Source organism: Planomonospora algeriensis (assembly GCF_977012225.1).
In genome coordinates this window covers 1-26,718 of the sequence record NZ_CDRNDK010000002.1, presented here as the reverse complement: position 1 = coordinate 26,718, position 26,718 = coordinate 1, and the positions used below count along the sequence as shown (strand labels likewise).

Genomic DNA, 26,718 nt, shown 5'->3' with positions numbered 1-26,718 from the left:
CAGCCGCACTTTCAACGGTGAGTAATGTAACGAACACGCTGTGCAATGATCGGGGCTCTCGCCTTCCACCGGTCCGCGCGCAAGGATGAGGGCATGCGTCACCTTTATCTGAACGGAGCATGGCAGCCGTCGGCGTCGGGCGAGAGCATCGACGTCGTCAACCCCGCGACCGAGGAACTGATCGACCGGGTCCCCGCGGGATCGCCCGCCGACGTCGAGGCCGCCGTGGCCGCCGCCCGCGCGGCCCTGCCGCGGTGGTCGGCCACGGCCCCCGCCGAGCGCGGCAAGGTCCTCGCCGCGGCCGCCGCGCTCATCCGGGAGCGCTCCGACCAGATAGCCAGGATCATCTCCACCGACATGGGCGCCCCCTACCGGATGGCGCTGAAGGTGCAGACCCTGATGCCCGCCGAGGTGCTGGACTCCTACGCCCGGCTGGCCGAGGCCTACGAGTTCGACACCCGCAGGATCGGCAACTCCTGGATCCTGCGGGAGCCGGTCGCGTGGTCGGCGCCGTCACGCCGTGGAACTACCCGCTCCACCAGATCGTGTGCAAGGTCGGGCCGGCGCTCGCCGCCGGCTGCACGGTCGTGCTGAAGCCCAGCGAGGTGGCGCCGCTGGCGGCCTTCGCGCTGGCCGGGGTCTTCGACGAGGTGGGGCTGCCCGCCGGGGTGTTCAACATGGTGAGCGGCCGCGGCCCGGTCGTCGGCGAGGCGGTCGCCGCCCACCCCGGGGTGGACATGGTCTCCTTCACCGGCTCCACCTCGGCCGGGCGCCGGGTCGCCGCGCTGGCCGCCGAGACGGTCAAGCGGGTGGCGCTGGAGCTCGGCGGCAAGTCGGCGAGCGTGATCCTGCCGGACGCCGACCTGCCGGCGGCGGTCAAGGCGACGGTGGCCAACGCCTTCCTCAACTCCGGCCAGACCTGCTCCGCCTGGACCCGCATGATCGTCCACCGCGACCAGTACGACGAGGCCGTCGGGCTCGCCGTGGCGGCCGCCGGCGAGTACACCGTCGGCGACCCCTTCGACGAGGCCACCCGGCTCGGCCCGCTGGCCTCCGCCGCGCAGCGCGACCGGGTCGTCCGCTACATCAACCGGGGCCAGGAGGAGGGCGCCCGGCTGGTCGCCGGAGGCGCCGACCGCCCCGCGGGCAGGGGCTTCTACGTGGAGCCGACGGTCTTCGCGGGGGTGGAGCCCGGCATGGTCATCGAACAGGAGGAGATCTTCGGTCCCGTCCTGACGGTCATCCCCTACAGCCGGGGGGAGGACGAGGCCGTCGCCATCGCCGACGGCACGCCGTACGGCCTGGCGGGCGCGGTGTGGGCGGGCAGCGAGAACCGGGCCGTCTCCCTGGCGCGGCGGCTGCGCACCGGCCAGGTGGCGATCAACGGCGGCCGGTTCAACCCGCTGGCCCCCTTCGGCGGCTACAAGCAGTCCGGCCTCGGGCGCGAGCTGGGGGAGTTCGGCCTGGAGGAGTATCTGGAGACCAAGTCGCTCCAGCTCTGAACGTCCATCCCCGGCGCGCCCGGAGATCCCGGGCCGTGGACGTGCGGGCCGGGGAGCTGCGGACACCGGGTCCCGCCCGCGCCGGAGGGGCCGGATCAGGGCGTCTGGAGCAGGACCTTGCGGGCGGCGTCCTTGGCCAGCCGGTCGACGTAGAGCATGCCGTTCAAGTGGTCGGTCTCGTGCTGGAAGCACCGGGCGAGCATGCCGCGGGCGCGGACCCGCACCGGGCGGCCCAGGCGGTCGACCCCGGTGACGGTGACCCCCGAGGCGCGCGGGGTCCTGGCGTAGAGCGGCTTCCCCGTCTCGCGGCTCGGGACCGACAGGCAGCCCTCCTCGTCGACCATCTCGGCGTCGTCGTCGACCGTCAGCTCGGGGTTGATCACGTGGCCCTTGCGGTTGCTGCAGTCGTAGACGAAGATCCGCTTCGACACGCCGATCTGCGGACCCGCCAGGCCGACGCCCTGCGCGGAGTACATCGCGGCGAACATCTCGTCGACCAGGCGGCGCAGGTCGCGGTCGAAGTCGACGACCGTCTCGGCGGGCGTGCGCAGGACCGGATCCCCGATCACTCGGATGTCGCGCATGGAGGGCTCCCGGATGTAAGGGTTCTTGTAGCAGACCGGTCATTACTCTAGCGGGGGGTGGGGGTCCGGCCGGACACCTCCACCTGCCACACTGGGCCCGTGCGTGTCTACATCGGTGCCGACCATGCCGGCTATGAGCTCAAGAACCACCTCGTCTCCTGGCTGAAGGAGCACGGCCACGAGGTCGTCGACTGCGGTCCGTCCGTCTACGACGCCGAGGACGACTATCCGCCGTTCGTCCTGCGCGCGGCCGAGGGCGTCGCGGGGGACCCCGGCAGCCTCGGGGTCGTCATCGGCGGCTCGGGCAACGGCGAGCAGATCGCGGCCAACAAGGTGCGCGGCATCCGCGCGGCCCTGGCCTGGAGCGAGGACACCGCCAAGCTGGCCCGCGAGCACAACGACGCCAACGTGATCAGCATCGGCGGGCGCATGCACCCGCAGGAGGAGTCGACCAGGTTCGTCGAGCTCTTCCTGTCGACCCCCTACTCGGGCGCCGAGCGGCACAGCCGCCGCATCGAGCAGCTCGCCTCCTACGAGACGACCGGCGAGCTCCCGCCGCTGCCGTAGCCGCCCGGCCCCGTCTCCGCCCGTCCCCACCTGTCCCGGCCCCTGCGCGCCGGCTCCCTGCGGGGGGTCTCGTCGCGCAGGGGCCGCCGGTCGGCGGCCTCCTGCTGCTCCTTGGAGGGCCGGGAGACGTCCCGGGCCCGCATCGCGGTGATCGCCGTGATCTGCAAGCTCTGCAGTGCCATGCCGTCACGATAACCCCCGACGGCGCCGTACGGACGGATCCGTTCCCGGCGGCGAGCGGGCTCCGCGGAGCCGAGCCCTCAGAAGATCAGACCCGCCCAGGGGGCCGGTTCCCATGACAGCGCGGTGGAAAGCTCCCGTACGGCTCCCGCCCGCGCCTCGCGCACGACGCCGGCCGCCTGCAGCGCGGTGAGCGACCGGCCGCCCAGGTAGGCGGCGCCCAGCGCGGTGATCGGCAGCACCAGGTCGGCGACCTCCCTGGTGGGCGCGCACCGGGCCGCCCCGGTGCCGGCGGTCAGCCGCCAGCGGCCGGCGTTCCACGGGCAGACGGCGTCCTCGACCTCGACCACCACGTCCACCGGCGCGGCGTACCGGCGCGCGGGAAGAGCCCGCTCGACGTCCACGATCCGGACCCACAGGTCGTCGAGCCAGCCCGCGCGGAGCCGGCGCGGCTCGGCCAGCAGGTGGATCAGCGGATCGTCGGAGGGGCGGCTCCACGCCTTCACCCGGGCGACCAGGTCGCGTTCGAGCAGGTGCCGCCAGAGCAGCGCGTAGGCGGCCGGATCCAGGCCGAAGAGCTCCTTCAGCCGCAGCTCGCCGTCCGGCTCGTCGTGCTGGGTGACGCCCGCCTTGATCCGGAACAGCGCGTAGCCGCGCGGACCGCCGTCGTCCTCGGCGACGACCGCCCGGAGCGGTCCCGCTCCGTTCTGGTCGGCCTCGTGGTCGGACAGGACCGCGTCCCAGCGGGCGGACGTGCGGGCGTAGAGGCCGGGACGGCTGTCGAGCGCGGCCTCGAAGACCTTCTCGAAGACCTCCCTGGCCTCGGCGGGCCTGACGATCCGCAGGCGCAGCGCGGGATCGGCCGGGGCGTGCGGGGCCAGGGCCGTGCCGCGGGTGGGGATGTCGAAGAACAGGGTGTCGGCGGCCCTGCCGTACCCGAACCGCCCGTAGATCGCCGCCTCGGAGGCGTAGAGCGCGGCGACGGCCTCGCCCCGCTCGCGCAGGTCCGCCAGCTGGCGGGTCATCAGGGCGGTCAGCACGCCCCGGCGGCGGTGCGAGGGAAGCACGCCGACGGCGGTGACCCCGCCGACCGGGATCGGGCCGCCGGGGACCGTCATGGTGAAGCTGCACACCGCGGTGACGCCCACCAGCCGGCCGCCTTCGAGCGCCCAGAGATCGGTCGAACTCGGTGTTGTTCCTGAACAGTTCGACGCGGTGCGGGGGGAAGGCGTTGCCGAACGCCTCCTCGTCGACGGAGATCCATTCGGACCAGTCGGATTCTGTCATCGGCCGCAGGGTGAGACTCATTCCTCCCACGGTAGGCAGAACGGCCGTTTCCAGCCATCGAATATACGTGCTTAATGATCAAGGTATTGGTCAAGTGGGCTGCCCAAAAGGCGGGCGGCCCGCTACAGTCGAGCGCATCATGAGTTCCCGACCGGCGCCGTTGATCCCCGCAGGGCTCCGCGCGCTCCTGGTGCGGGTCCCCTTCCTGGTGTCCACCGTGCGGTTCCTGCGCCGGGGACCGCTGGCCCGCGACCGCAACCTGCTGATCACGCTGATCGTGCTGACGCTGGTGATCGGCGCCCTGGCCGCCCGCGTCTCGGTCGAGTGGTTCTCCCCGGCGCTCGTGATCCCCGTCATCCTGGTCGGCGGGCTGCAGCTGCGGCTGCGGAGCCTGGCCAAGCTGCTCTGCGCGGCCGTGGTCGCGCTGACCTACGTCGGCTTCGCCGCCGGCCCGGCGCACATCGGTCCCGGGCTGCTGGCGGCCTTCGGCTTCACCGCCGTGCTGGCCGCACTCATGTCCCGCACCCGGGGCCAGCTCGGCGTGCAGGGACTGCGCGGCGACGTGATGCTGCTGGAGCTGCGCGACCGGCTCAAGAAGCAGAGCGAGCTGCCCCCGCTGCCCAAGGACTGGGGCTCCAAGGTGGTGCTCAAGCAGGCCGGGGGCTCCTCCTTCGGGGGCGACTTCCTGGTCTCCGCGCGCGACGGCGACACGCTGGAGCTGGCCCTGGTCGACGTCTCGGGCAAAGGCGTCGACGCGGGCACCCGGGCGCTGATGCTGTCGGGGACCTTCGGCGGCCTGCTCGGCTCGGTCTCCGACTTCCTGCCCGCCTGCAACGCCTACCTGCACCGCCAGCGGGAGGCCGAGGGCTTCGTCACCGCCGTCCACGTCAGGATCGATCTGGCCACGGGCGAATACGAGATCACCTCGGCCGGGCACCCGCCGGTGGTCACGTTCGAGGCGGGGACGGGCACCTGGCGGGTCTCCTCCGCCAAGGGGGTGGTCCTGGGGGTCGTCCCGGACCTGCACTGCGAGCCCGACCGGGGGACCCTCCGCAAGGGCGACGCGCTCATGCTCTACACCGACGGGCTGATCGAGCAGCCGGGCCGCGACATCGACGCCGGTCTCGACCGGTTGCTGGGCGAGGCCGAGCGGCTGCTGCCCTCGGGCTTCGCGGGCGGGGCGCGCAGCCTGGTCACCTCCATGTCGGCGGGGCACAACGACGACTGCGCGCTGATCCTCATCTGGCGGCCCTGACCGCCTCCCGGCCCGCCCCGGCCGCGGTCCCCGAGCACGGTCCCGGCAGCAGAGGCTTCGGCTAGTCTCTTATGGGGCATTGCTGGTAAATCCGCGACCAGGGGGAACCTCTGTGGACCTGCTTTTCCTGATCGGCATCGTCCTCTTCCTGCTGGGACTGATGGCCTCGATCGGACTGCACGAGCTCGGCCACCTCGTGCCGGCGAAGCTGTTCGGCGTCAGGGTCACGCAGTACATGGTCGGTTTCGGGCCGACGATGTGGTCGCGCCGCCGCGGGGAGACCGAGTACGGCGTCAAGTGGATCCCCTTCGGTGGTTACATCCGCATGATCGGCATGCTGCCGCCCCGCGCCGGCGACGCGCCGGGCAAGGTGCGCTCGGTCTCCACCGGCCCGTGGCAGGGCCTGATCGAGAACGCCCGCGAGGTCGCGCTGGAGGAGGTCCGCCCGGGGGACGAGGACCGCGTCTTCTACCGCAAGCCCTGGTGGCAGAAGGTCATCATCATGGCGGGCGGCCCGGCGATGAACTTCGTGCTGGCGTTCGTCCTGTTCGCCGTCGTGCTCATGGGCTTCGGCATCGCGGTGCTGAAGACGGAGGTCGCCTCGGTCCCGGAGTGCGTGAAGACCACCGCCGAGTACGCCGCCAACCCCGAGTGCACCGCCGCCGACGCGGCCAGTCCCGCCGCCGCGGCGGGACTGCGCCCCGGCGACGTCATCGTCTCGGTCGCCGGCAGGCCCGTCACCACCTGGGACGCGGCGACCCGCGCCATCCGCGGCAGCGGAGCCGGGCCGGTGCAGATCGGCATCACCCGGGGCGGGCAGGCGATGACCCTCACGGCCACGCTCATCGCCCAGGAGCGCGAGTCCCTCGACGAGCCGGGCAAGCTGGAGCGGGTCGGCTACCTGGGGGTCAGCCCCAGGCAGGTCATCGAGAAGCAGAGCTTCGGCGCCGTGGTCGTGCACATGGGGGACCTCACCTCCAGGACCGCCACCGCGCTGCTCCGCTTCCCGGAGAAGATGGTCGGCGTCTGGAACGCCGCCTTCTCCGGAGAGGAGCGCGACAAGGACGGTCCCATCGGCGTCGTCGGGGTCAGCCGCATCGGCGGTGAGATCGCGGCCTCCGACATCCCGCTGGAGAACAAGGCGGCCGTCTTCATCAGCCTGCTGGCCAGCTTCAACCTGGCGATCGGCCTGTTCAACCTGATCCCCCTGCTCCCGCTGGACGGCGGCCACATCGCGGGCGGCCTCTGGGAGGGGGTCAAGCGCGGCTTCGCCCGCGTCACCCGCAGGCCCGAGCCGGGGCACGTGGACATCGCCAAGGTGCTCCCGCTGACCTACGTGCTGGCCTTCGTGATGATCGCGGTGGCCGGTCTGCTGATGTACGCCGACCTGGTCAACCCGATCCGCCTGGCCGGCTGACCCGGCTTCGGGCGCGGCCGGCCGCGGCGTCCGCCGATAGGGTGGGGCCGTGGAGGACGGGACGCCCGGAGCGGTGATCGACGTGGCCCTGTTCCGGTTGCGCCGGATATGGTCGCGGCCGCTGCGCGCGCGTAAGGCCGCCGATCCGCAGCGGCCGGTGCAGATGTCCAACGTGATGGTCGTGCACGCCGTGCACAAGCTGAGCCTGGATGTCGCCGAGGTGACCGTGGGGGCCGTCGCCGAGCAGCTCGACGTCGACCCCTCCACGGCGAGCAGGCTGGTCAACGACGCGATCGGCGCGGGCCTGGTGACCCGCGAGGAGTCCGAGGTCGACGCCAGGCGGGCCCGGCTCGTGTTGAGCGCGCCCGGCCGCAGGGTCCTGGAGACGGTGGTCCGCTACCGGCGGGCCCACCTCGACGGCCTGATGGCCGACTGGGACCGGGCGGACCGGGAGGCGTTCGCTCGGCTGCTCACCCGGTTCGCCGAGGCGGCCACGGCCCGTCCGGCGGACTCGGCCGCCCTCGACCGCCTGATCGCCGAGGCGCTGGAGGGAGGGGGGACCGGTGGAGCGGTGAAGTCCGCCCCGGCACCGGAACCCGGCGGGCCGGTGGAGCGGTGAAGTCCGCCCCGGCCCCGCGATCCGGCGGGCCGGGGGAGCCGGGGCCGGGCGCGGAGCCCGGTGCGGTCCCGGACGGCGGCGGGGCCGCGGGTCTCACCCGGGGAGCGGCTACTCGCCCGTGACGCCGTCGATGTGCTCGCGGATGATGTCGGCGTGGCCGTTGTGCCGGGCGTACTCCTCGATCATGTGGACCAGGATCCAGCGGAGCGAGACCTCCTCGCCCCTGCGCGGCGTCTTGGCCAGGGTCTCCAGCGGCAGCCCGGCGGACAGGCGCCGGGCGTCGTCGATCGCGGCCCGCCAGTGCGCGAACGCCTCCTCGGCCGAGGCGGTCTCCACGTTGTCGAAGTCCCCGTCGGGGTCCTCCCGGCTGCAGAAGAGGTCGGGCACGTCCTCGCCCGCCAGGATCTCGCGGAACCAGTAGCGCTCCACCTCGGCCAGGTGCCGGACCAGGCCCAGCAGCGAGAGCGCGGACGGCGCGGCGGCGCGCAGCCGCAGCTGCTCCTCGGTCAGGCCCGCGCACTTGACGGCGAGGGTCTCGCGGTGCCAGTCCAGCCAGGTGTACAGCATGGACGTCTCATCGGCGATGAAGGGGGGATTGACCCGGTTGTCACTCATGGGGCCTCATCCTGCCCGCGTGCCCGACCGCTGTCATGCCGTTTCTCCGGCCGGACCCCCCCCGTCCGGAACCCCCGTCCGGCGGGGGCGGCGGGTCAGAGCATCGAGATGTGCACGTGGTCGTAGTGGTTGGCGGTGTTGCCGCCGCGATCGGACATGAAGCGCCAGCCGGAGCCGTGGTTGATGCGCTGGCGCCAGATCACGTACTTGACGCCGAGCTTGCTCCTGTTCTTCAGGACCCAGGCGGCGATCTCGTCGCCGAGCTTGAGGTTGGCGGCCGAGGGCATCGCCCCGCCGGTGCTCATCATGAAGTCGCAGGCGCGGCCCAGGGGGTGCTCGCCTCCGTCGTTCATGCTCCGGTAGCAGCCGACCGTGTGGGTCAGCTCGAAGCGCCGCTTGACGACGTCGCGCATGTTCCGGGTGCGGTCGGTGATGTTGTCGGGGCCGTTGGGCAGCTGGGGCACCCAGCTGCCGTCGGCGCGGCGGCCGGAGCCGAGGGGGACCAGCTGGTCCAGCTTCCGCTTGATGTCGCGGATCACCTTCTCGGCCTCCTCGCGCCGTTCCTCGACCTCCTCGGCCTCCTTCCGGAGGTCGTCGGTGAGCCGGGCGGCCTGCTCCGCGGCCTGCTTCCTGCGCTCCCTGCTGGTGGCGAAATCCTCCAGGTAGGCGCCCTGCTGGGCGACGAGCTGCTCCATCACGGCGGCGGCGGCCATGTCGCCCCCGCCGGAGAACAGCAGCACGGGCAGGTCGCCGGAGTTGCTCTGGTAGCGGAGCTGGGCGATCGAATCGACCTCCCGCTTGGCCTCCTGGTAGGTCTTCTCCGCCTTGCGGAGATTGTCCTTGGCGACGTTCTCCGCCTTCTCCGCCTTGCGCACGGACTCCCGCTTGGCCGCGTAGGCCTCGATGAGCCCGTCGACCTTCTTGCCGAGCCGCTTCAGGTCCTTGCGGAGCTCCGCCTCGGTGGGTTTGGGCTCCGCGAGGCCCGCGGCGGGGACGCCGAGGGTGAAGCCGAGCGCGGAGATCAGGCAGACGGCCGCGGCCGCGCGGTGACGGAACCCGGGGGACATCGGCGATGCAGACGACGTAGGCGACGCAGCCGCCACGAACTCTCCTCTCCTTCAGCCGGCCGGGTTAGCTGACGGGTTCGGGCTGGAGGAAGCCCTTCCACTGACGTGGTTCACCCCAGATGCGGTGGTTCCCCGGCTCCCGGGCGAGGCGCCCGGGATTAGGCATATCTGCTGTTGAAGCCGACGACTGAAGGATAGTAGTGGTAATGGGATGGTCATGCGGCTCCAAGCCGAGACCAAGAGGTGATCAACCCGTGATCGCCTCGCGCAGGAGACGGGCCGCCTCCTCGGGCAGGACGTCGTTCACGAAAGCCCCCATCGCGGACTCCGACCCGGCGAGGTACTTCAGCTTGTCCGGCGCCCGGCGGATGCTGAAGAGCTCCAGGTGCGCGTACGACAGCTCCCGCCCGAAGCTGACCGGCGCCTGGTGCCAGGCCGCGACGTACGGCATGGGCACGCCGAACAGCCCGTCCAGCCGGCGCAGCACGTCGGTGTAGAGCGGCCCGAACGCCGCGCGTTCGGCCTGATCCAGCCCGCCCAGGTCGGCGACCCGCCGGTGGGGGTAGAGGTGCACCTCGAACGGCCAGCGGGCCGCGGCCGGGACGAACGCCGTCCAGTGCTCGTTGGCGGCGACCACCCGCACCCCGGCCTCCTGCTCGGCGGCCAGGACGTCGGCGAACAGGTTCCCGCCGGTCCGCTCCCGGTGGCGCTCGGCGGCCCGCAGGGTCAGCTTCGTGCGCGGGGTCACGTAGGGGTAGGCGTAGATCTGGCCGTGCGGGTGGGCCAGGGTGATGCCGATCTCCGCTCCGCGGTTCTCGAAGCAGAACACCTGCTCCACGCCGGGGATCGCCGACAGCTCCGCCGTGCGGTCGATCCAGGCCTCCATGACCAGCTCGACCTGCTCGGGGGAGAGCGAGGAGAAGGACGAGGCGTGGTCGGAGGTGAAGCAGACCACCTCGCAGCGGCCCAGGCCCGGGCGGGTCTCGCCGATCGCGCCCGCTCCGGCGTGACCGCCGGGATCACCGGAGGCGCCGAGGGGGATGGAGAACGAGGGGAACCGGTTCTCGAAGACGACGACGTCGTAGGAGGAGGCGGGGATCTCGGAGAGGCGGCCGGGGGCCGACGGGCAGAGCGGGCACTGGTCGGCGGGGGGCAGGAAGGTCCGGCTCTGCCGGTGCCCCGCGATCGCGATCCACTCCTCGGTCAGCGGGTCGTAGCGCAGTTCCGAGGGAGCCGGGCGGGGCGGAAGCCCGCGCTCGTCGACGGCGCCGCGGTCCGCGCCGTCGTGCCGGTCGAAGTAGAACAGCTCCCGGCCGTCGGCCAGGTGGGTGAGGGTGCGCTTCACCGGTCCGCCACCTGCCTGTCCTGCTCCGGTTCGGCGATGACGAGCTCGCCCGCCTGGGAGGAGAGCTCCTCGCGGGCCTCCTGGGGCAGTCCGGGATCGCTGATGACGACGTGAGCCTCGGACAGCCGGGCGATGGTGCTGATCCCGACCGTGTCCCACTTGGTGTGGTCGGCGGGCACGACCAGGCGGTGCGCGGAGGCGACCAGTTCGCGGTCGGTCTCGGCCTCCAGGAGGTTGGGCGTGGTGAACCCGGCGCGGGCGCTCATCCCGTGCACCCCGAGGAAGAGGGTGTCCACGTGCAGCCCGCGGATCGCGGCCACCGCGACCGGTCCGACCAGTGCGTCGGAGGGGGTGCGCACGCCGCCGGTCAGCACGACCGTGCGGTCGGCGCGGGGCGAGCGGTGGAAGACGTCGGCGATCCGGATCGAGTTGGTGATGACCGTCAGCTCGGGGACGTCGACGACGAAGTGGGCCAGCGTCCAGGTCGTGGTGCCCGCCGAGAGCGCGATGGCCGTGCCGGGCCGGACGAGCCGGGCCGCCTGCCGGGCGATCGCCTCCTTCTCCGGCTGCTGGCGCGCCGATTTGGCGGCGAACCCGGGTTCCTCGGTCGACCCGGGACCGGCGGCGGTCGCCCCGCCGTGGACCTTCTCCAGCAGACCGCGCTCGGCGAGGACCTCCAGGTCCCGGCGGATCGTCATGTCGGACACGCCGAGCTCCCGGACGAGATCGGCGACACGGACGCCGCCGCTGCCGCGCACCCGTTCCAGAATCGCCTGCTGCCGCTGTTGGGCGAGCATTGACCCACTCCTTAATCAAACAACTTCCATCAAATTACCACATCGAAGTGCCTGGAAGATGTTCGTTTATGCTGGATAATCCCTCACAGGCGGTCGAGTTCCCCCCGCATGTTCTCCCGAGCGGCCCCCTCCCAGCCCGAAGCGGCCGGGGAGTGGAAGATCATTGGAAGGTCCAGCAGCGAGCGCAGCACGGCCGCCCGCCCGGTCCGGAACGCCTCCCCCGGGACGAAGGCGTACTCCTCGCGCACGGCCGCCGCGTAGGCGGCGTAGACCTCCGGGGAAGCGGCCAGGATCGCCAGGTCGGCGTCGCACAGCACGGCTCCGTCCGCGTCGCCGGCGGCGGGGGCGTGGGTGACGGTGAGCCTGACCAGGCGCGCCACCGCCGCCACCGCCGAGGCCGGCAGGCCCAGCTCGGGCAGCGCCCGCTCGGCCATCCGGGCGCTGCGCTCCTCGTTGTCGCCGCGCCGCGGATCGTAGACGGCGTCGTGGAACCAGGCCGCGAGCCGTACCAGGTCGGGATCGCCGGCGTGCCCGGCCAGCGCGTCGACGTGGTCGAGCACCGCCTCCAGGTGGGCGGCCGTGTGGTACCTGCGGTGCGGCTCGCCGTACCGGGAGATCAGGTCCGCGCCGAGGCGGTCGGCGCCGGGGCCGGCCAGGGCGCGCCAGCGGTCCACCAGTTGAGAGCTCATGCCCGGACTCTAAGGGCGGCCGCCGGAAGACCCGCGACTTGGGCCTTGTACGGCGTGCGTTCCCGGGGGACGGTGGAGACCTGACCTGGGATCCACGGACGGAGGCGGTCGCGATGGGCAGACGGGCGCGCAAGGCGCGGGCGAGGAAGAAGCGGAAGGCCAACCACGGCAGGCGGCCCGCGGCGCGGTAGCGCGCCGCGGGGCTCCGTCGCGGACCGGATCCTCCGCCGGGCGCTGCGCTCCCGCCGGAGGCACGGCGCAGGACCCGTGGAGCCGCGGTCGTCCCGGGCCGGATCCTCCGCCGGAGCCGTCTCGGGTACGGCGGGCCTCAGCCGGTGCGGCCCCAGGCGGCGAGGAGCCTGGCCTGCAGGCCGGTGCCGCGGGCACCGGATGCGGATCGCCCATGACGCCCGCCTGCCGGTAGTCGTCCCCGGCGTCGGCGAACCAGGCCGCGCAGGCCTCGACCAGCTCGGGGTCGAGCCGCTCGTCCGCGCCGATCGCCCGGGCCAGGTCCCAGGTGTGGATGAGGGCGTCGGCGAACAGCTCGGTGATGTACTCCGCGCCGGGCACGTCGCCGAACGAGAGCCGGACGACGGCCGTCAGGGAACCGTCGTCACCGGTCGCCTGAACGGCGGCGGACGCCGAGGCGTCGAACGCCTTCAGCGGGTCGTCGCCGAGCATGTCGCCGTCGAAGGCGCCGCCGATCTCCGCGGTGCCCCGCCCGGCGAACAGCTCGGGCACGCACAGGCTCTCGCTCACCACATGGTTGACCAGGGTGCGGACGTCCCAGCCCGCGCACGGTGTCGGGTTCTCCCACTGCCCGGGTGCGATCCGGTGGACGAGGGCGCCGAAGTCGTCCAGCGCCCGCCGGTAGGCCTCCCGGATGTCGATGGTCATGTGCAGCCCTCCCGAATCATCGATTCGACCGTAACCCGTGGAGCGCCAGTAGTCAGCGCACCCGTCGGGCATGACCGGGTGGGGCGTCCCCCATCTGCGACAGGGGTTCCATCAGAGCCTCGGCAGGGGACCGCCGCCTTCAGGCGACGGGGGAACGCCGTACGGCGGGCATCATGCGGTCCGCGCCCGGCGGCGGGTGTCCTGGAGCGGTTCTAGAGCAGCTTCTGCTCCACCCAGACGATCTTCCCCTGGGGTGTCGGGCGGGTGCCCCAGCGGTGGGCCATCCAGTTGATGAGCTGCAGTCCCCGGCCGCTGTCGTCGGTGCCCGCGGCCTCCCGCATGACCGGCATCGAGGGCGAGCGGTCGGCCACCTCGCAGACCAGGCTCGGGCCGCGCAGCAGGCGGAGCCCGACGGACCCCTCACCGTGCCGGACCGCGTTGGTGACCAGCTCGCTCACCATGAGCTCGGTGCCGTCGGAGACGGACTCCAGCCCCCACTCGGTGAGCGTGGCACGGACGAAGCCGCGGGCCTTCGCCGCCGAACGGCTGTCCGGGGGGAGCGCGAGCACGGCGACCTCGTTCTCGGACAGCTCGTGCACCCGGGCCAGCAGGAGCGCGATGTCGTCGCGTTCGTGCCCCGGCCGCTGGGCGCCGATCGTGAGGTCGCAGATCTCATCCAGGTCCTTGCCCAGCTCCTCGATCCGGCCGGAGAGCAGGTGCCGCAGCGCGCCGATGCCCTCGTCGATGTCGCGGTCGCGGCTCTCCACCAGGCCGTCGGTGTAGAGGGCGAGCACGGAACCGTGCGGCAGGGTGAGCGAGGCGGTCTCGACCGGGTCGTTGCCGATGCCGAGCGGGAGGCCCGCGGGCACTTCGACGATCTCCGTCGTGCCGTCCGGGTGCACCAGGACCGGAGGCACGTGCCCGGCGCGGGCGATCGTGCAGAGCCGGGTGACCGGATCGTAGGTGGCGTAGACGCAGGTCGCGATCTGGCTGCCGTCCAGGTCCTGGCTCATCCGGTTGAGCCGGAACAGCACCTCGCCGGGGCTCAGGTCGAGGCTGGCCAGGGTGCGGGCCGCCACCCGGAGCTGGCCCATCGTGGCGGCGGCCCGGGTGCCGTGCCCCATCACGTCGCCGACCACCAGGGCGACCCGGCACCCCGGCAGCGGGATCACGTCGTACCAGTCGCCGCCGACGCTCGCCAGGTCGCTCGCCGGCAGGTAGCGGGAGGCGATCGACAGGCCGAGGGGCTGGTAGAGGTCGGAGGGGAGCAGGCTGCTCTGCAGGGTCAGCGCGGTCCGGCGCTCGTGGCCGTAGAGCCGGGCGTTGTCCAGGCAGATCGCGGTTCTGGCCGCGAGTTCCTCGCCGAGAGCCACGTCCTGCTCGTCGAAGGGGTCGCTGTCCGGCCGGCGGGTGAAGACGACGAAGCCCAGCACCCGGCCGCGTGCCTTCAACGGCACCACCAGGAACGAGCTGTCCTCCAGCACCCTGGCCGCCGTGTCGTGCTTCCAGGCGCGGCCGATCTCCCGCGCGGTGCGGGCGCCCAGCCGGGGGTACAGGATCGGATTGCCGGTGGCCATCACCTTGGCGTACGGCGTCCAGGCGTCGTAGACGGTGACCTCGTCCACCGGGAAGGCTTGGGCGTACTCCCCCGGGGCGGCGGACGCCACGCCGACCGCGAGGCGCCGCACCAGCGCCGAGCCGTCGGTGCTGCGGTGCGGGAACTCGCCGTCGGTGACGAGCCGGTCCTGCACCAGGATGCCGGCCGCGTCGGCGAAGCGCGGCACGGCGACCTCCATCAGCTCCCGGCCCGTCTCGAACATGTCCAGGGTGGTGCCGATGCGCTTGCTGGCGGCGTTGAGCAGCGAGAAGCGCTCGTGCACGGAGGCCGGACTGCCCATCCGGACCTCGCCCGCCGCGGGGGTCTTGGTCACGAAGCGGTGGTCGGCCCGCTCCGCCGGGGCATCGGTGCTCATGCGTCCCGCCATGGCTCGTGAACGGGGGCCGGGGTGTCCGCTCCCGTGGGTTCCGGAACGACGGGCTGAGGAGGCGGCCGCCGGTGGGTCTGCCGCCGTGCATCGGACGCAGTCATCTTCTCGCACCTCCATTCACCGATGACCGGGCTGGTCGACGCGGACGTGAGGTGACGGCGACGCCGTGCCTCACGCCCTGGCCTTCGACCGGGGTCCTTGACGTGTTCCTCCAGTGCCTTGACTCCTGTCCGGGCCAAGCGTAAAGAATGATCTACGATGGAGTCTCATGTTTACCTGAGAAACGGCCGGATGTCTCGTCCGGGTCCGGGGACACGCCGAGAGGCGCGGCCGATCCCCGCTCTCAGATGACGGGCAGCTCCTCCAGCGCGGTGTCGATGCGCTCCTGCGGCAGCGCGAAGTCCTCCATCTCCCCCGACAGGTGGCGGTCGTAGGCGTTCAGGTCGAAGTGGCCGTGCCCGCACAGCGTGGTCAGGATGACCTTCGGCTCGCCGGTCTCCCGGCAGCGGAGCGCCTCGGCGACGGTCTCGGCCAGCGCGTGCGTCGGCTCCGGGGCGGGGACGATCCCCTCGGTCCTGGCGAAACGCAGCCCGGCTTCGAAGCACTCGGTCTGCCCCTTGGCCACCGCCTCGAACAGGCCCAGCTCGTGCAGGTGCGAGATCAGCGGGGACATGCCGTGGTAGCGCAGGCCGCCCGCGTGGATCGGGTCGGGCACGAAGCCGTGGCCGAGCGTGTGCATCTTCAGCAGCGGGGTGAGCCCGGCGGCGTCGCCGAAGTCGTAGGCGTAGACGCCCCGGGTCAGCGACGGGCAGGCCTCGGGCTCCACCGCCCGGATGACCGGGTCCATCCGCCCGGCCAGCTTCTCCCGCAGGAACGGGAAGGCGAGCCCGGCGAAGTTGGACCCGCCGCCCGTGCAGCCGACGATCAGGTCCGGCGCCTCGCCGAACGCCGCCAGCTGCTCGATCGCCTCCTCGCCGATGACCGTCTGGTGGAGCAGCACGTGGTTGAGCACGCTGCCCAGCGCGTACCGGGTGTCGGGGGCGGCCGCGGCCACCTCGACGGCCTCGCTGATCGCGATGCCCAGGCTGCCGGGGGAATCGGGGTCCTCGGCCAGGACCTTGCTGCCCGAGACGGTTTCCGGTGACGGGCTCGCGTGCACGGCCGCGCCGTACACCCGCATGAGGGACCGGCGGTGCGGTTTCTGGTCGTAGGAGGCGCGGACCATCCAGACCTCGCAGTCGAGGCCGTACTGCGCGCAGGCGAACGCCAGGGCCGAGCCCCACTGCCCGGCGCCGGTCTCGGTGGTGAGGCGGCGGACCCCCTCGCGGGCGTTGTAGTACGCCTGGGGGACGGCGGTGTTGGGCTTGTGGGAGCCGGACGGGGAACCGCCCTCGTACTTGTAGTAGATCCGGGCCGGGGTGCCGAGCGAGCGCTCGAGCCGCCGGGCACGGATCAGCGGGGTCGGCCGCCAGAGCCGGTAGACCTCCCGGACGCCGTCCGGGATGGGGACGAACCGGTCGGTGCAGACCTCCTGGCGGATCAGCTCCGCCGGGAAGAGCGGAGCCAGGTCGTCGGGACCGGCCGGCTGCAGGGTGCCGGGGTGCAGCGGCGGCGGGGGAGGGGCCGGGAGGTCGGCCAGGACGTTGTACCAGTGACGCGGGATGCGGGACTCGTCGAGCAGCACTCGGGTGGCCTCGGACACGGTTCGCCTCCAGGGGTCGCTGCCCTCAGTGTCGTTCACCTCACCCTCTGTGGTCTACGCGTTTCCCCTTTGTCCTTTGCGCACGCCTGCGCCCTCTTCCACCACCCGGTACGGCACGTGCGCGGACGTACGCTGGTCCCATGGAGAAGGAGGAGAAGGACTGGCGGCGGCTCCCGGAGAGGGTCCTGCCGGAGGAGATGGTCGAAGGTCATCCCGCGGACGGGGTCGCGGACACCGCGTTCGTGGAGGACCTCCGCTTCAAGCAGTGGCTGAGCGGCCCCGCGAGCGGCTGATCGGCCGGACCGGTGTGAAAGATCGGGAAGTCCGCCGGAAAAAGCAGGGCCAGATCCCCGGATAGCCGGTGACCTGGCCCTTCTTGCGTGGAGCGGACGACGGGAATCGAACCCGCGTAGCCAGTTTGGAAGACTGGGGCTCTACCATTGAGCTACGTCCGCGCGATCCGGTGTTGGTCTGGTCTAGACTTCATCCGGTCGTCAGGGCGTAATCGTACCGGAGATCCGGACCGTGCGCGTACCCGACCGCCGGGGTGTGGCGCAGCTTGGTAGCGCACCTGCTTTGGGAGCAGGGGGCCGCAGGTTCAAATCCTGTCACCCCGACATCGACCGGGTGCCGGTTCCGACCGGTGCCCGGTTCTTGCTTTTTCCGGCTCGCGCGACGGTGCTCAGGCGGTGCCGCTGAAGAGCGCCCAGACGGCCTTGCCTCCGCGGGCGAGGTGGTCCCAGCCCCAATAGCGGCTGTAGGTCTCCACGATGTACAGCCCACGGCCGTTCTCGGAGACGAAGTCCGGTTCCTTCGGCACGGGCGGCGTGTCGCTGGGGTCGGCCACGGCGAGGAGCACATGGGGTGAGAGCCGCAGCAGCATCAGGGTGATCGGCGCCTCGGACCGGCTGGACGGGCACAGAGCGTAGCGAACGGCGTTGGTGACAAGTTCCGAAACCACTAACGCGGCGTCGTCGCTGAGCTCGGACAGCCCCCAGTCGTTCAGCGTGGAGCGCGTCACGTCCCGGGCGGTCTTCACCGAGTCGGCCTGACGGGGCAGCGGGCAGGCCGCCGCGTCCGAGCGGTCGGCCGTGAGCAGCTCGTCGAAGCCGATCTCACGAGTCGCCTGCAGACAGGCGGCGGCCGATCGCGGCTCCTCCACCATCCTGCCGGTACCTCCCGCTGTCATCGTGAGCTCTCCGCGCCGTTGAGAGTTTTCAAAACTTGTGCACTATAAGCCCAATATGCACCAAGCCATCATGAGTCACGCGGGCGGCTCCTGCAAGACCCAAATGCACGTGCAGTTGCAGCGTGCAGCGGCATGTGCGTTTAGGGTATGAGGTTGACCAATAGGGCGCGCGTCCAGGCCTTGTCATAACGGCCGGAAGTGGTGACACTGTGTGCGCTGGCCTAAGTGAATAGGGAGGCGAAGTGACGCAGATCCAGCAGGGATCGGGTCCCACAGCTCTGCGCATCCTCCTGGGTTCCCAGCTGCGCCGTCTGCGCGAGGCCAGGGGCCTCACGCGGGAGGACGCCGGCCATCTGATCCGAGGCTCCGAATCCAAGATCAGCAGAATGGAGCTCGGACGGGTCGGGTTGCGGGAGCGCGACGTCTCGGACCTGCTCACCTTCTACGGGGTGGAGGACGAAGAGGCGCGGACGGCCGTGATGGACCTTCTGTCCAGGGCGAACGAGCCCGGCTGGTGGCACCGCTTCAACGACCTGCTCCCCAACTGGTTCCAGACGTACGTCGGCCTCGAGGAGGCGGCGGCCCGCATCCGCACCTACGAGGTGCAGTTCGTGCCCGGCCTGCTCCAGACCGAGGAGTACGCCAGAGCCGTCATCACCGCCGGCGGCGCCGGGATCGCGCCCGAGGAGATCGCGCGCCGGGTGGACCTGCGCCTGGAGCGCCAGCGGGTGCTGGAGCGGTCCGACGGTCCGTTCTTCTGGGCGGTCATCGACGAGGCGGCGCTGCGGCGCCCCATCGGCGGCACCGAGGTGATGCGGGCGCAGCTGGAGCGCCTGATGGAGCTGATGCGCCAGCCGAACATCACGATTCAGGTGATGCCGTTCAGCTTCGGCGGGCACAGCGCGGAGGGCGGCGCCTTCAGCGTGCTGCGCTTCCACGACAGCGAGCTTCCCGACGTCGTCTACGTCGAGCAGCTCGCCAGCGCGCTCTACCTCGACAAGCCCGAGGAGGTGGACCGCTACAGCGAGGTCATGGAGCGTCTGTGCGCGGTGAGCACCACGCCGGGTGAGACCGTCGACATCCTCCGGCGCATCATCAAGGAGATCTGACCCGCGCCGTTCGCTGCGGGGTACGGGTCTGCCCTAGACTGGCCTGTGGCGCTGGACACCCGCCGCAGTGGAGCATGCCCCGATCCGCATCTCTTGAGGCTGTGCCCTGCGCCGCTCATGTGGGCGCGGCGCGCGAGCTTGCCGCGATAGCCGTACGAATTGGCGCGCGCCCGCGATCACTCGAAGCTTGATCAAGGAGACCACCCCGTGAAGACCGCTGTCGAGGAGCTCAGCCCGACCCGGGTCAAGCTCACTGTCGAGGTGCCGTTCGAGGAGCTCGGCGAGAGCATGCAGGCGGCTTACAAGAAGGTCGCGCAGCAGGTGCGCGTTCCCGGCTTCCGCCCCGGCAAGGTTCCGGCCCGCATCATCGAGCAGCGCTTCGGCCGCGCGGTGGTGCTGGAGGAGACCCTCAACGACGCGGTGCCGAAGCTGTACGGCCAGGCCGTCGACGAGAGCGACATCTTCCCGGTCAGCCAGCCGGAGATCGAGGTCACCAAGATCGAGGACGGTGAGCAGGTCGAGTTCACCGCCGAGGTCGACATCCGCCCGAACTTCGAGGTGCCCGACTACCAGGGTCTCGAGGTCACCGTCCCGGTCGCCGAGGTGTCCGACGAGGACGTCGACACCCAGCTGGACGGCCTGCGGCAGCGCTTCGCCACGCTGACCGGCGTCGAGCGCCCCGCCGCGAACGGCGACTTCGTCGTCATGGACCTCGCCGCCGCGATCGACGGCGTGAACATCGAGGAGCAGCAGGCGAGCGACGTCTCCTACGAGGTCGGTGCCGGCTCGGTGCTGCAGGGCCTGGACGACGCGCTGGTGGGCATGTCCGCCGGTGACGCCAAGGAGTTCACCACCAACCTGGTCGGCGGCGAGAACGCCGGCGAGGAGGCCGTGGTGACCATCACCGTCAAGAGCGTCAAGGAGAAGGTCCTCCCCGAGCTCGACGACGAGTTCGCCCAGCTGGCGAGCGAGTTCGACACCCTCGGCGAGCTCAAGGACAGCCTCCGCGAGCAGATCCGCCGCAACAAGCTCATCGACCAGGTCGTGCAGGCGCGGGAGAACGCCCTCGACGCCCTCCTCGACAAGATCGACATTCCGCTTCCGGAGAGCGCGCTCAAGGCCGAGCTCGACAACCGCAAGCACAATCTCGAGCACCAGATCGCCGAGAGCGGCCTGAGCAAGGACGCGTACTTCCGCCTCTACCAGACCACCGAGGAGGAGCGCCACGCCGAGTTCGAGGCGAGCTCCGCCAAGGCGCTCAAGACCGGCTTCGTCCTCGACAAGATCGTCAAGGCCGAGGAGCTCGGCGTCAGCGAGCAGGAGCTGACCAACTTCGTGGTGCGGCGCGCCATGCAGATGAACGTCGCCCCGAACGTGCTGGCCCAGCACCTGGCGGACAACGACCAGCTCACCCTGGCCATGGTCGAGATCGTCCGCGACAAGGCCAAGAGCGTCATCGGCGACGCCGCCAAGGTCGTCGACGAGGCCGGCAACGAGGTGGACCTCAAAGCCATCTACACCGAGATCAACGGCGAGGAGCCCACCGAGGAGCCCGCCGAGGAGAAGACCGAGGAGTAAGCCCTCGCTCCGCTGGAACACCCGCGGCGCCCCCACCGTGTCCACACGGCGGGGGCGCCGTTCCGGTTTCCGCGAGGCGCGACCGGTTCCGGGAGCCCCGGACGGAGCGGCGGACGGGGCGCGGCCGGAACCCCGCAGCGCCCTCCACCGGGCTCTCCCGGCCCCTCCTGGGGACGGCGGAACCGCCGGATGCGCACCGGGGCGGGAGCGGGCTCATCATGCGCTGTCGGCGAACAGCACGTGGAGGGGGCATGTCCGGTAGGCGCCGCGCGTTAAGGTCACAAGCAAAGCCAATCGATTACGACGCATCGGAAGGTGACGCTGTGACCAGCCCGCCGACCTTCTACCAGCCGACCGGCTCCGGGCCCGAGTCGATGAGCCAGCCGACCGGCTCGTTCAGGCTCGAAGACCAGCTCTACCAGCGGCTGCTGCGTGAGCGCATCATCGTGCTGGGCACCCAGGTCAACGACGAGATCGCCAACCGAATCTGTGCCGAGCTGCTTCTCCTGGCAGCGGATGACTCCGAGCGGGACATCTGGCTCTACATCAACTCGCCTGGCGGGTCGGTGACCGCCGGCATGGCGATTTACGACATGATGGAATACGTGCCGAACGACGTGTGCACGGTCGCGATGGGTCTGGCCGCCTCCATGGGCCAGTTCCTCCTCTGCGCCGGCGCGCCGGGCAAGCGCTACGCCCTGCCGCACGCACGCATCATGATGCACCAGCCTTCGGGCGGCATCGGCGGCACCGCCGCCGACATCGCCATCCAGGCGGAGCAGATGCTCTACGTCAAGAAGACCCTCGCGGAGCGCATCGCGTTCCACACGGGCCAGGACCTGGCGCAGATCGAGGCCGACTCCGACCGAGACCGCTGGTTCACGGCCGAGGAGGCCAAGGACTACGGCTTCATCGACAACGTCGTCCGGAGCGCCCGCCAGGTGCCCTCCGAGGGCGCCGTCTCCTGAAGGGACACAACGTGAGTGAGTTGATCCGGCCGGGAGACATCAACGGCCGCTACGTTCTCCCCTCCTTCGTCGAGCGCACGTCGTACGGCGTGAAGGAGATGAACCCGTACAATAAACTGTTCGAGGATCGCATCATCTTCCTCGGTGTGCAGATCGACGACGCGTCCGCCAACGACGTCATGGCGCAGTTGCTGACGCTGGAGTCGCTCGACCCCGACCGTGACATCAGCATCTACATCAACTCGCCGGGCGGGTCGTTCACCGCCATGACGGCGATCTACGACACGATGCAGTTCGTCCGGCCGGACATCCAGACGGTCTGTCTGGGCCAGGCGGCCTCGGCCGCCGCGGTCCTGCTGGCCGGCGGTACGGCGGGCAAGCGGTTCGCCCTGCCGAACGCCAGGATGCTCATCCACCAGCCCTCCACCGAGGGCGGCGGACAGGGGAGCGACATCGAGATCCAGGCGCGCGAGATCCTGCGGATGCGCGCGCTCCTGGAGACCCTGGTGGCGCGCCACTCTGGCAAGGGCGCCGAGGAGATCCGCAAGGACATCGAGCGCGACAAGATTCTGGACGCGGAGGAAGCCAAGGCGTACGGGCTGATCGACGACATCATCCCGTCGCGCAAGAAGCTCGCCAAGGCTGTCGCCTCCTGAGGAGGTAGATTGCATCGGAACGGTGCCCAATTGGGCACCTTCCGGTGCGACTCGCCGTCAGAGGGCTCACTGAGGGCTCAGAAGGCGGTAACGTCGAAACCTAAGCGGGATGACTTTTCGTACCGGGTTCCGACCGGTCTCGAAAGAACCGGACCGCGGCAGCCAGGCGGTCCCACGCAAAGGAGTATCTGGGGTGGCACGCATCGGCGACGGGGGAGACCTGCTGAAGTGCTCTTTCTGCGGGAAGAGCCAGAAGCAAGTCAAGAAGCTCATCGCCGGGCCCGGCGTATACATCTGCGATGAGTGCATCGATCTCTGCAACGAGATCATCGAGGAGGAGCTCAGCGAGTCCTCCGAGCTCAAGTGGGACAGCCTGCCCAAACCGAGAGAGATCTACGAGTTCCTCGACGCCTACGTCATCGGTCAGGACAAGGCGAAGAAGGCCCTCTCGGTGGCGGTCTACAACCACTACAAGCGGGTGCAGTCCGGCGAGCGCGGGCGTGACGACGGCCTCGAGTTGGCCAAGTCGAACATCCTGCTCCTGGGCCCGACCGGTTCCGGCAAGACACTGCTCGCCCAGACGCTGGCGAAGATGCTGAACGTCCCGTTCGCCATCGCCGACGCCACCGCGCTGACCGAGGCGGGCTACGTGGGCGAGGACGTCGAGAACATTCTGCTCAAGCTGATCCAGGCCGCCGACTACGACGTCAAGAAGGCCGAGACCGGCATCATCTACATCGACGAGGTCGACAAGATCGCCCGCAAGAGCGAGAACCCGTCGATCACCCGCGACGTCTCGGGTGAGGGCGTGCAGCAGGCGCTGCTGAAGATCCTGGAGGGCACCACCGCGAGCGTGCCGCCGCAGGGCGGGCGCAAGCACCCGCACCAGGAGTTCATCCAGATCGACACCACCAACGTGCTGTTCATCTGCGGTGGAGCCTTCGCCGGCCTCGAGCAGATCATCGAGTCCCGGATCGGCAAGAAGGGCATCGGCTTCAACGCCATCATCCGCTCCAAGGAGGACATCGACTCCTCCGACATCTTCGGCGACGTGATGCCCGAGGACCTGCTGAAGTTCGGCATGATCCCCGAGTTCGTCGGCCGCCTCCCGGTCATCACCAGCGTGCACAACCTCGACCGCGAGGCGCTCATCCAGATCCTCACCGAGCCGCGCAACGCCCTCGTGAAGCAGTACCGCCGCCTCTTCGAGCTCGACAACGTCGAACTCGAGTTCACCCAGGACGCCCTGGAGGCCATCGCCGACCAGGCGATCCTGCGCGGCACCGGTGCGCGAGGCCTGCGGGCGATCCTGGAGGAGGTCCTCCTCTCGGTGATGTACGAGGTGCCGTCCCGCGAGGACGTGGCCCGCGTCGTCATCACCCGGGAGTCGGTGCTGGAGCACGTCAACCCGACGCTCGTCCCGCGCGACCAACTCAGCAAGCAGCGGGCCCCCCGCGAGAAGTCGGCCTAGCCCCGGCACCCGCCCGAATCCCGTACGGCGGCGCCCCCGCGGATCATCCGCGGGGGCGCCGCCGTGTCCGGGACCCGGCGAGAAGCGGTCCACGGGCGGGGAGACCCCGGCGGACGGACGGGGCGCGAGCCGCCCAGAGGACCGGCGACTCACCGGGCGATGGGACGACGGCCGCCCGGACGTCCTTAGAATTGGGCACCGTGACGACTCCAGAGCTGCCCACCCAGTACACACCCGCCGATGTGGAGACCCGGAGCTACGAGCGCTGGGTAGCGGAGGGATACTTCGCCGCGGATCCGAGCAGTGAGCGCGAGCCGTACACCATCGTCCTTCCGCCGCCGAACGTGACCGGTGTCCTGCACATGGGGCACGCGCTGGACCACTCGATCCAGGACGCGCTGACTCGCCGTGCCCGCATGGAGGGCAGGGAGACGCTCTGGATGCCGGGCATGGACCACGCCGGCATCGCCACCCAGAACGTCGTCGAGCGCGAGATCGCCAAGGACGGCCTGTCCCGGCACGACCTCGGCCGTGAGGCGTTCGTCGAGCGGGTCTGGCAGTGGAAGGAGGAGTCCGGCGGCCGGATCCTCGGCCAGATGAAGAAGCTCGGGGACGGCGTCGACTGGTCCCGCGAGCGCTTCACCATGGACCCCGGACTCTCCCGCGCGGTGCAGACGATCTTCAAGAAGCTCTTCGACGACGGGCTCATCTACCGCGCCGAGCGCATCATCAACTGGTGCCCGCGCTGCCTCACCGCCCTGTCGGACATCGAGGTCGAGCACACCGAGGACGAGGGAGAGCTCGTCTCGATCCGGTACGGCGACGGCGACGACTCCATCGTGGTCGCCACCACGCGGGCCGAGACGCTGCTCGGTGACACCGCCGTGGCCGTCCACCCGTCCGACGAGCGCTACGCCCACCTGGTCGGCCGCGAGGTGGAGCTCCCGCTGACCGGCCGCCGCATCCCGGTCGTGGCGGACGAGCACGTCGACCCCGCCTTCGGCACCGGCGCGGTCAAGGTCACCCCGGCCCACGACCCGAACGACTTCGAGATCGGCCGACGGCACTCGCTCCCGTCGATGACGGTCATGGACGAGCGCGGAGTGATCACCGCGCACGGTCCGTTCGAGGGCCTCGACCGCTTCGAGGCGCGGCCGGCCGTGGTCGCCGCGCTGCGGGAGCAGGGCCGGATCGTCGCCGAGAAGCGGCCCTACCTGCACTCGGTCGGCCACTGCTCGCGTTGCAAGACGGTGGTCGAGCCCCGTCTCTCGCTGCAGTGGTTCGTCGACGTCTCACCGCTGGCCAGGGCCGCGGGCGACGCGGTCCGGGACGGCCGCACGAAGATCCACCCGCCGGAGCTCGCCAAGCGCTACTTCGACTGGGTCGACGACATGCACGACTGGTGCATCTCACGGCAGCTGTGGTGGGGACACCGCATCCCCGTCTGGTACGGCCCGGCCGGCGAGGTCGTCTGCGTGGGTCCGGACGAGCAGGCGCCCGAGGGCTACGTCCAGGACCCCGACGTCCTGGACACCTGGTTCTCCTCGGGGCTCTGGCCGTTCTCGACCCTCGGCTGGCCCGACCGGACGCCCGAGCTGGAGAAGTTCTATCCCACCTCGGTCCTGGTGACGGGCTACGACATCCTGTTCTTCTGGGTCGCCCGGATGATGATGTTCGGCCTGTACGCGATGGACGGCCGGCCGCCGTTCCGGACCGTCGCGCTGCACGGCATGGTCCGCGACCAGTTCGGCAAGAAGATGTCCAAGTCGTTCGGGAACGTGGTGGACCCGATGGACTGGGTGGAGCGCTTCGGCGCCGACGCGACCCGCTTCACCCTGCTGCGCGGCGCCAACCCGGGCTCCGACGTGGCGATCAGCGAGGAGTGGGCGGGCGGTTCCCGCAACTTCTGCAACAAGATCTGGAACGCGACCCGGTTCGCCCTGATGAACGGCGCCGCGGTCGGAGAGCTTCCCGCGGCGGAGCTCACCGCGGCGGACCGGTGGATCCTCTCCCGCCTCCAGGAGGTCACGGCGTCCGTGGACGCCGCCTTCGAGGAGTTCGAGTTCGCCAAGGCCTCAGATCTGCTCTACCACTTCGCCTGGGACGAGGTCTGCGACTGGTACGTGGAACTCGCCAAGATCCAGATCGCGGCGGGCCAGGAACACACCCGGCTGGTCTTGGGGCATGTCTTCGACGCGCTGCTGCGACTGCTTCACCCTCTGGTGCCGTTCGTCACCGAGGAGCTGTGGAGGGCGCTGACCGGGGGGCCGTCCATCGTGGTCGCGCCCTGGCCCACGGTCCAGGAGTCCCTGCGTGACCCGTCGGCGGAGGAGGAGATCCTCGCGGTTCAGAACCTGGTCACCGAGGTTCGCAGGTTCCGTTCCGACCAGGGGCTCAAGCCGGGCCAGCGGGTGGCGGCGCGGCTGTCCCTCGCCGGTACGGCTCTGGCCCCCCATGAGAGCGCGATCCGTTCGCTGCTCCGGCTGGACGAGCCGTCGGAGTCCTTCGCGGCGACGGCGCGTCTCGATGTGAGCGGTATCGCCGTGGAGATCGATACGGCGGGTGCCATCGATGTGGCCGCGGAGCGCAAGCGCCTGGAGAAGGACCTCGCGGTGGCGCGCAAGGAGGCGGCGCAGGTGGCCGCCAAGCTGGGGAACGAGCAGTTCATGTCGAAGGCGCCGGATGACGTGGTGAGCAAGGTCCGGGCCCGTGCGGCTCAGGCCGACCAGGACATCGCCCGGCTGACCGCTCAGCTGGCCGCGCTGCCCGCCGGCTGAATCGGAATTCTGCAGCCGAGGTGCCGGACCGGGATGAGGTGAGGACGCGGGGGGCCGTTGACCCCGCGTCTTCGCGTTTGGAGTCTTCTGGCGTTGGGAAGACCCACCTGTTACCGGGAAGTTGGTCATGTCAGCCGTAGAGGCTGCTAAGGTTTCTTCTTGCAGGGCGAACCCCTGCACCCCCTCTCTAGAACTCCCGGCAAATCGGGCGTGACCGCATGAGTGGACACGAACGGGATGTCGAGGTAAGTTAGAGGGGTTGCCCCGGAGACGGGGTGGTTCCGGTCGGACCGGGATCGGACGAATCGGGTCAGATTGACACGAAGCGGACGATACGGTAGGATGGGAACGCAACGAAGTGGAACGCCCCGCACACCGGGTCTTCGGATCCCGGCAGGCGGTGGACGCGTCCGTTTCTTGAGAACTCAACAGTGTGCTAAAAGCCAGTGCATGATGCAC

The 26,718-nt window shown here is 70.6% G+C and carries 23 protein-coding genes, 2 tRNA genes, 1 pseudogene and 1 riboswitch; of the genes and pseudogenes, 13 read left to right on the top strand and 13 right to left on the bottom strand.

Features of this window, described 5'->3' with window-relative positions; genetic code table 11:
• Window positions 1-93 precede the first annotated feature (93 nt).
• A pseudogene (locus ACWJ6R_RS00440) lies at window positions 94-1,502 on the top strand (aldehyde dehydrogenase family protein).
• Between the two features lie 95 nt (window positions 1,503-1,597).
• On the opposite strand, the gene def reads toward ACWJ6R_RS00440, so the two are convergent.
• A complete protein-coding gene (def, locus tag ACWJ6R_RS00435) occupies window positions 1,598-2,086 on the bottom strand; it encodes a peptide deformylase (protein WP_189239230.1) in 489 nt (162 codons plus the stop codon).
• A gap of 99 nt (window positions 2,087-2,185) precedes the next feature.
• Between def and ACWJ6R_RS00430 the strand changes: the two genes are divergently transcribed.
• Window positions 2,186-2,653 carry a ribose-5-phosphate isomerase gene (locus tag ACWJ6R_RS00430; protein WP_189239229.1) on the top strand — a complete coding sequence of 156 codons (468 nt, stop codon included), beginning with the start codon at window positions 2,186-2,188 and terminating at the stop codon, window positions 2,651-2,653.
• Here ACWJ6R_RS00430 and ACWJ6R_RS00425 read toward each other — a convergent pair.
• Window positions 2,617-2,835 carry a hypothetical protein gene (locus tag ACWJ6R_RS00425; protein WP_449060287.1) on the bottom strand — a complete coding sequence of 73 codons (219 nt, stop codon included), beginning with the start codon at window positions 2,833-2,835 and terminating at the stop codon, window positions 2,617-2,619. The genes ACWJ6R_RS00430 and ACWJ6R_RS00425 overlap by 37 nt on opposite strands.
• A 78-nt stretch (window positions 2,836-2,913) precedes the next feature.
• Window positions 2,914-3,981 (bottom strand): GNAT family N-acetyltransferase, encoded by a 1,068-nt coding sequence (locus ACWJ6R_RS00420; protein ID WP_449060286.1) that lies wholly within the window; start codon window positions 3,979-3,981, stop codon window positions 2,914-2,916.
• Between the two features lie 278 nt (window positions 3,982-4,259).
• Between ACWJ6R_RS00420 and ACWJ6R_RS00415 the strand changes: the two genes are divergently transcribed.
• The 3 genes from ACWJ6R_RS00415 to ACWJ6R_RS00405 all read left to right on the top strand — a co-directional run bounded on the left by ACWJ6R_RS00415 (window position 4,260) and on the right by ACWJ6R_RS00405 (window position 7,411).
• On the top strand, window positions 4,260-5,375 hold the full coding sequence (locus tag ACWJ6R_RS00415) for a PP2C family protein-serine/threonine phosphatase (protein WP_449060285.1): 1,116 nt from the start codon (window positions 4,260-4,262) through the stop codon (window positions 5,373-5,375).
• 112 nt (window positions 5,376-5,487) lie between these two features.
• Window positions 5,488-6,792, top strand: a complete 1,305-nt coding sequence (locus ACWJ6R_RS00410) for a M50 family metallopeptidase (RefSeq protein ID WP_449060284.1) — start codon at window positions 5,488-5,490, stop codon at window positions 6,790-6,792.
• Between the two features lie 49 nt (window positions 6,793-6,841).
• Entirely contained in the window at window positions 6,842-7,411 is a 570-nt protein-coding gene (locus ACWJ6R_RS00405) for a MarR family winged helix-turn-helix transcriptional regulator (protein ID WP_449060283.1), read from the top strand.
• A 108-nt stretch (window positions 7,412-7,519) separates the two neighbouring features.
• Here the strand turns inward: ACWJ6R_RS00405 and ACWJ6R_RS00400 are convergent, their stop codons facing one another.
• The 8 genes from ACWJ6R_RS00400 to ACWJ6R_RS00365 form a co-directional block, all read right to left on the bottom strand.
• Entirely contained in the window at window positions 7,520-8,026 is a 507-nt protein-coding gene (locus tag ACWJ6R_RS00400) for a DinB family protein (protein WP_449060282.1), read from the bottom strand.
• Between the two features lie 95 nt (window positions 8,027-8,121).
• On the bottom strand, window positions 8,122-9,129 hold the full coding sequence (locus ACWJ6R_RS00395) for a coiled-coil domain-containing protein (protein WP_449060281.1): 1,008 nt from the start codon (window positions 9,127-9,129) through the stop codon (window positions 8,122-8,124).
• A 3-nt stretch (window positions 9,130-9,132) separates the two neighbouring features.
• Window positions 9,133-9,268, bottom strand: a riboswitch (cyclic di-AMP (ydaO/yuaA leader).
• A 72-nt stretch (window positions 9,269-9,340) separates the two neighbouring features.
• Complete coding sequence (gene galT, locus ACWJ6R_RS00390) at window positions 9,341-10,438, bottom strand: galactose-1-phosphate uridylyltransferase (RefSeq protein ID WP_449060280.1); 1,098 nt, start codon at window positions 10,436-10,438, stop codon at window positions 9,341-9,343.
• Window positions 10,435-11,235, bottom strand: a complete 801-nt coding sequence (locus ACWJ6R_RS00385; RefSeq protein ID WP_449060279.1) for a DeoR/GlpR family DNA-binding transcription regulator — start codon at window positions 11,233-11,235, stop codon at window positions 10,435-10,437. The genes galT and ACWJ6R_RS00385 overlap by 4 nt, the downstream gene beginning before the upstream one ends.
• A gap of 83 nt (window positions 11,236-11,318) precedes the next feature.
• Window positions 11,319-11,924, bottom strand: coding sequence for an HD domain-containing protein (locus tag ACWJ6R_RS00380; protein WP_449060278.1), 606 nt, complete (start codon window positions 11,922-11,924; stop codon window positions 11,319-11,321).
• Window positions 11,925-11,933: 9 nt separating this feature from the next.
• Window positions 11,934-12,821, bottom strand: a complete 888-nt coding sequence (locus tag ACWJ6R_RS00375) for a TIGR03086 family metal-binding protein (RefSeq protein ID WP_449060277.1) — start codon at window positions 12,819-12,821, stop codon at window positions 11,934-11,936.
• A gap of 212 nt (window positions 12,822-13,033) precedes the next feature.
• Entirely contained in the window at window positions 13,034-14,794 is a 1,761-nt protein-coding gene (locus ACWJ6R_RS00370) for an ATP-binding SpoIIE family protein phosphatase (protein ID WP_449060276.1), read from the bottom strand.
• 358 nt (window positions 14,795-15,152) lie between these two features.
• Window positions 15,153-16,550 carry a TrpB-like pyridoxal phosphate-dependent enzyme gene (locus ACWJ6R_RS00365; protein ID WP_449060275.1) on the bottom strand — a complete coding sequence of 466 codons (1,398 nt, stop codon included), beginning with the start codon at window positions 16,548-16,550 and terminating at the stop codon, window positions 15,153-15,155.
• Between the two features lie 101 nt (window positions 16,551-16,651).
• Between ACWJ6R_RS00365 and ACWJ6R_RS00360 the strand changes: the two genes are divergently transcribed.
• On the top strand, window positions 16,652-16,804 hold the full coding sequence (locus ACWJ6R_RS00360; protein ID WP_449060274.1) for a hypothetical protein: 153 nt from the start codon (window positions 16,652-16,654) through the stop codon (window positions 16,802-16,804).
• A gap of 88 nt (window positions 16,805-16,892) precedes the next feature.
• Here the strand turns inward: ACWJ6R_RS00360 and ACWJ6R_RS00355 are convergent.
• Window positions 16,893-16,966 (bottom strand) — tRNA-Gly (locus ACWJ6R_RS00355).
• Window positions 16,967-17,054: 88 nt separating this feature from the next.
• On the opposite strand from ACWJ6R_RS00355, the gene ACWJ6R_RS00350 reads away from it, so the two are divergent.
• Window positions 17,055-17,128 (top strand) — tRNA-Pro (locus tag ACWJ6R_RS00350).
• A 65-nt stretch (window positions 17,129-17,193) separates the two neighbouring features.
• Here ACWJ6R_RS00350 and ACWJ6R_RS00345 read toward each other — a convergent pair.
• The gene (locus ACWJ6R_RS00345; protein WP_449060273.1) at window positions 17,194-17,700 is read right to left on the bottom strand and encodes an ATP-binding protein; all 507 of its coding nucleotides are present in this window, start codon (window positions 17,698-17,700) and stop codon (window positions 17,194-17,196) included.
• Between the two features lie 242 nt (window positions 17,701-17,942).
• Here ACWJ6R_RS00345 and ACWJ6R_RS00340 point away from each other — a divergent pair, with 242 nt between their 5' ends.
• From ACWJ6R_RS00340 to ACWJ6R_RS00315, 6 genes are all read left to right on the top strand, one after another.
• Complete coding sequence (locus ACWJ6R_RS00340) at window positions 17,943-18,809, top strand: helix-turn-helix domain-containing protein (RefSeq protein WP_449060272.1); 867 nt, start codon at window positions 17,943-17,945, stop codon at window positions 18,807-18,809.
• A 207-nt stretch (window positions 18,810-19,016) separates the two neighbouring features.
• A complete protein-coding gene (gene tig, locus ACWJ6R_RS00335; RefSeq protein WP_449060271.1) occupies window positions 19,017-20,387 on the top strand; it encodes a trigger factor in 1,371 nt (456 codons plus the stop codon).
• 323 nt (window positions 20,388-20,710) lie between these two features.
• Window positions 20,711-21,355, top strand: a complete 645-nt coding sequence (locus ACWJ6R_RS00330) for a ClpP family protease (protein ID WP_449060270.1) — start codon at window positions 20,711-20,713, stop codon at window positions 21,353-21,355.
• 11 nt (window positions 21,356-21,366) lie between these two features.
• The gene (locus ACWJ6R_RS00325; protein ID WP_449060269.1) at window positions 21,367-22,011 is read left to right on the top strand and encodes an ATP-dependent Clp protease proteolytic subunit; all 645 of its coding nucleotides are present in this window, start codon (window positions 21,367-21,369) and stop codon (window positions 22,009-22,011) included.
• A gap of 193 nt (window positions 22,012-22,204) precedes the next feature.
• Window positions 22,205-23,482 carry an ATP-dependent Clp protease ATP-binding subunit ClpX gene (clpX, locus tag ACWJ6R_RS00320; protein WP_068903694.1) on the top strand — a complete coding sequence of 426 codons (1,278 nt, stop codon included), beginning with the start codon at window positions 22,205-22,207 and terminating at the stop codon, window positions 23,480-23,482.
• 191 nt (window positions 23,483-23,673) lie between these two features.
• Window positions 23,674-26,259 (top strand): valine--tRNA ligase, encoded by a 2,586-nt coding sequence (locus ACWJ6R_RS00315; RefSeq protein ID WP_449060268.1) that lies wholly within the window; start codon window positions 23,674-23,676, stop codon window positions 26,257-26,259.
• The last annotated feature ends 459 nt before the right edge of the window (window positions 26,260-26,718 follow it).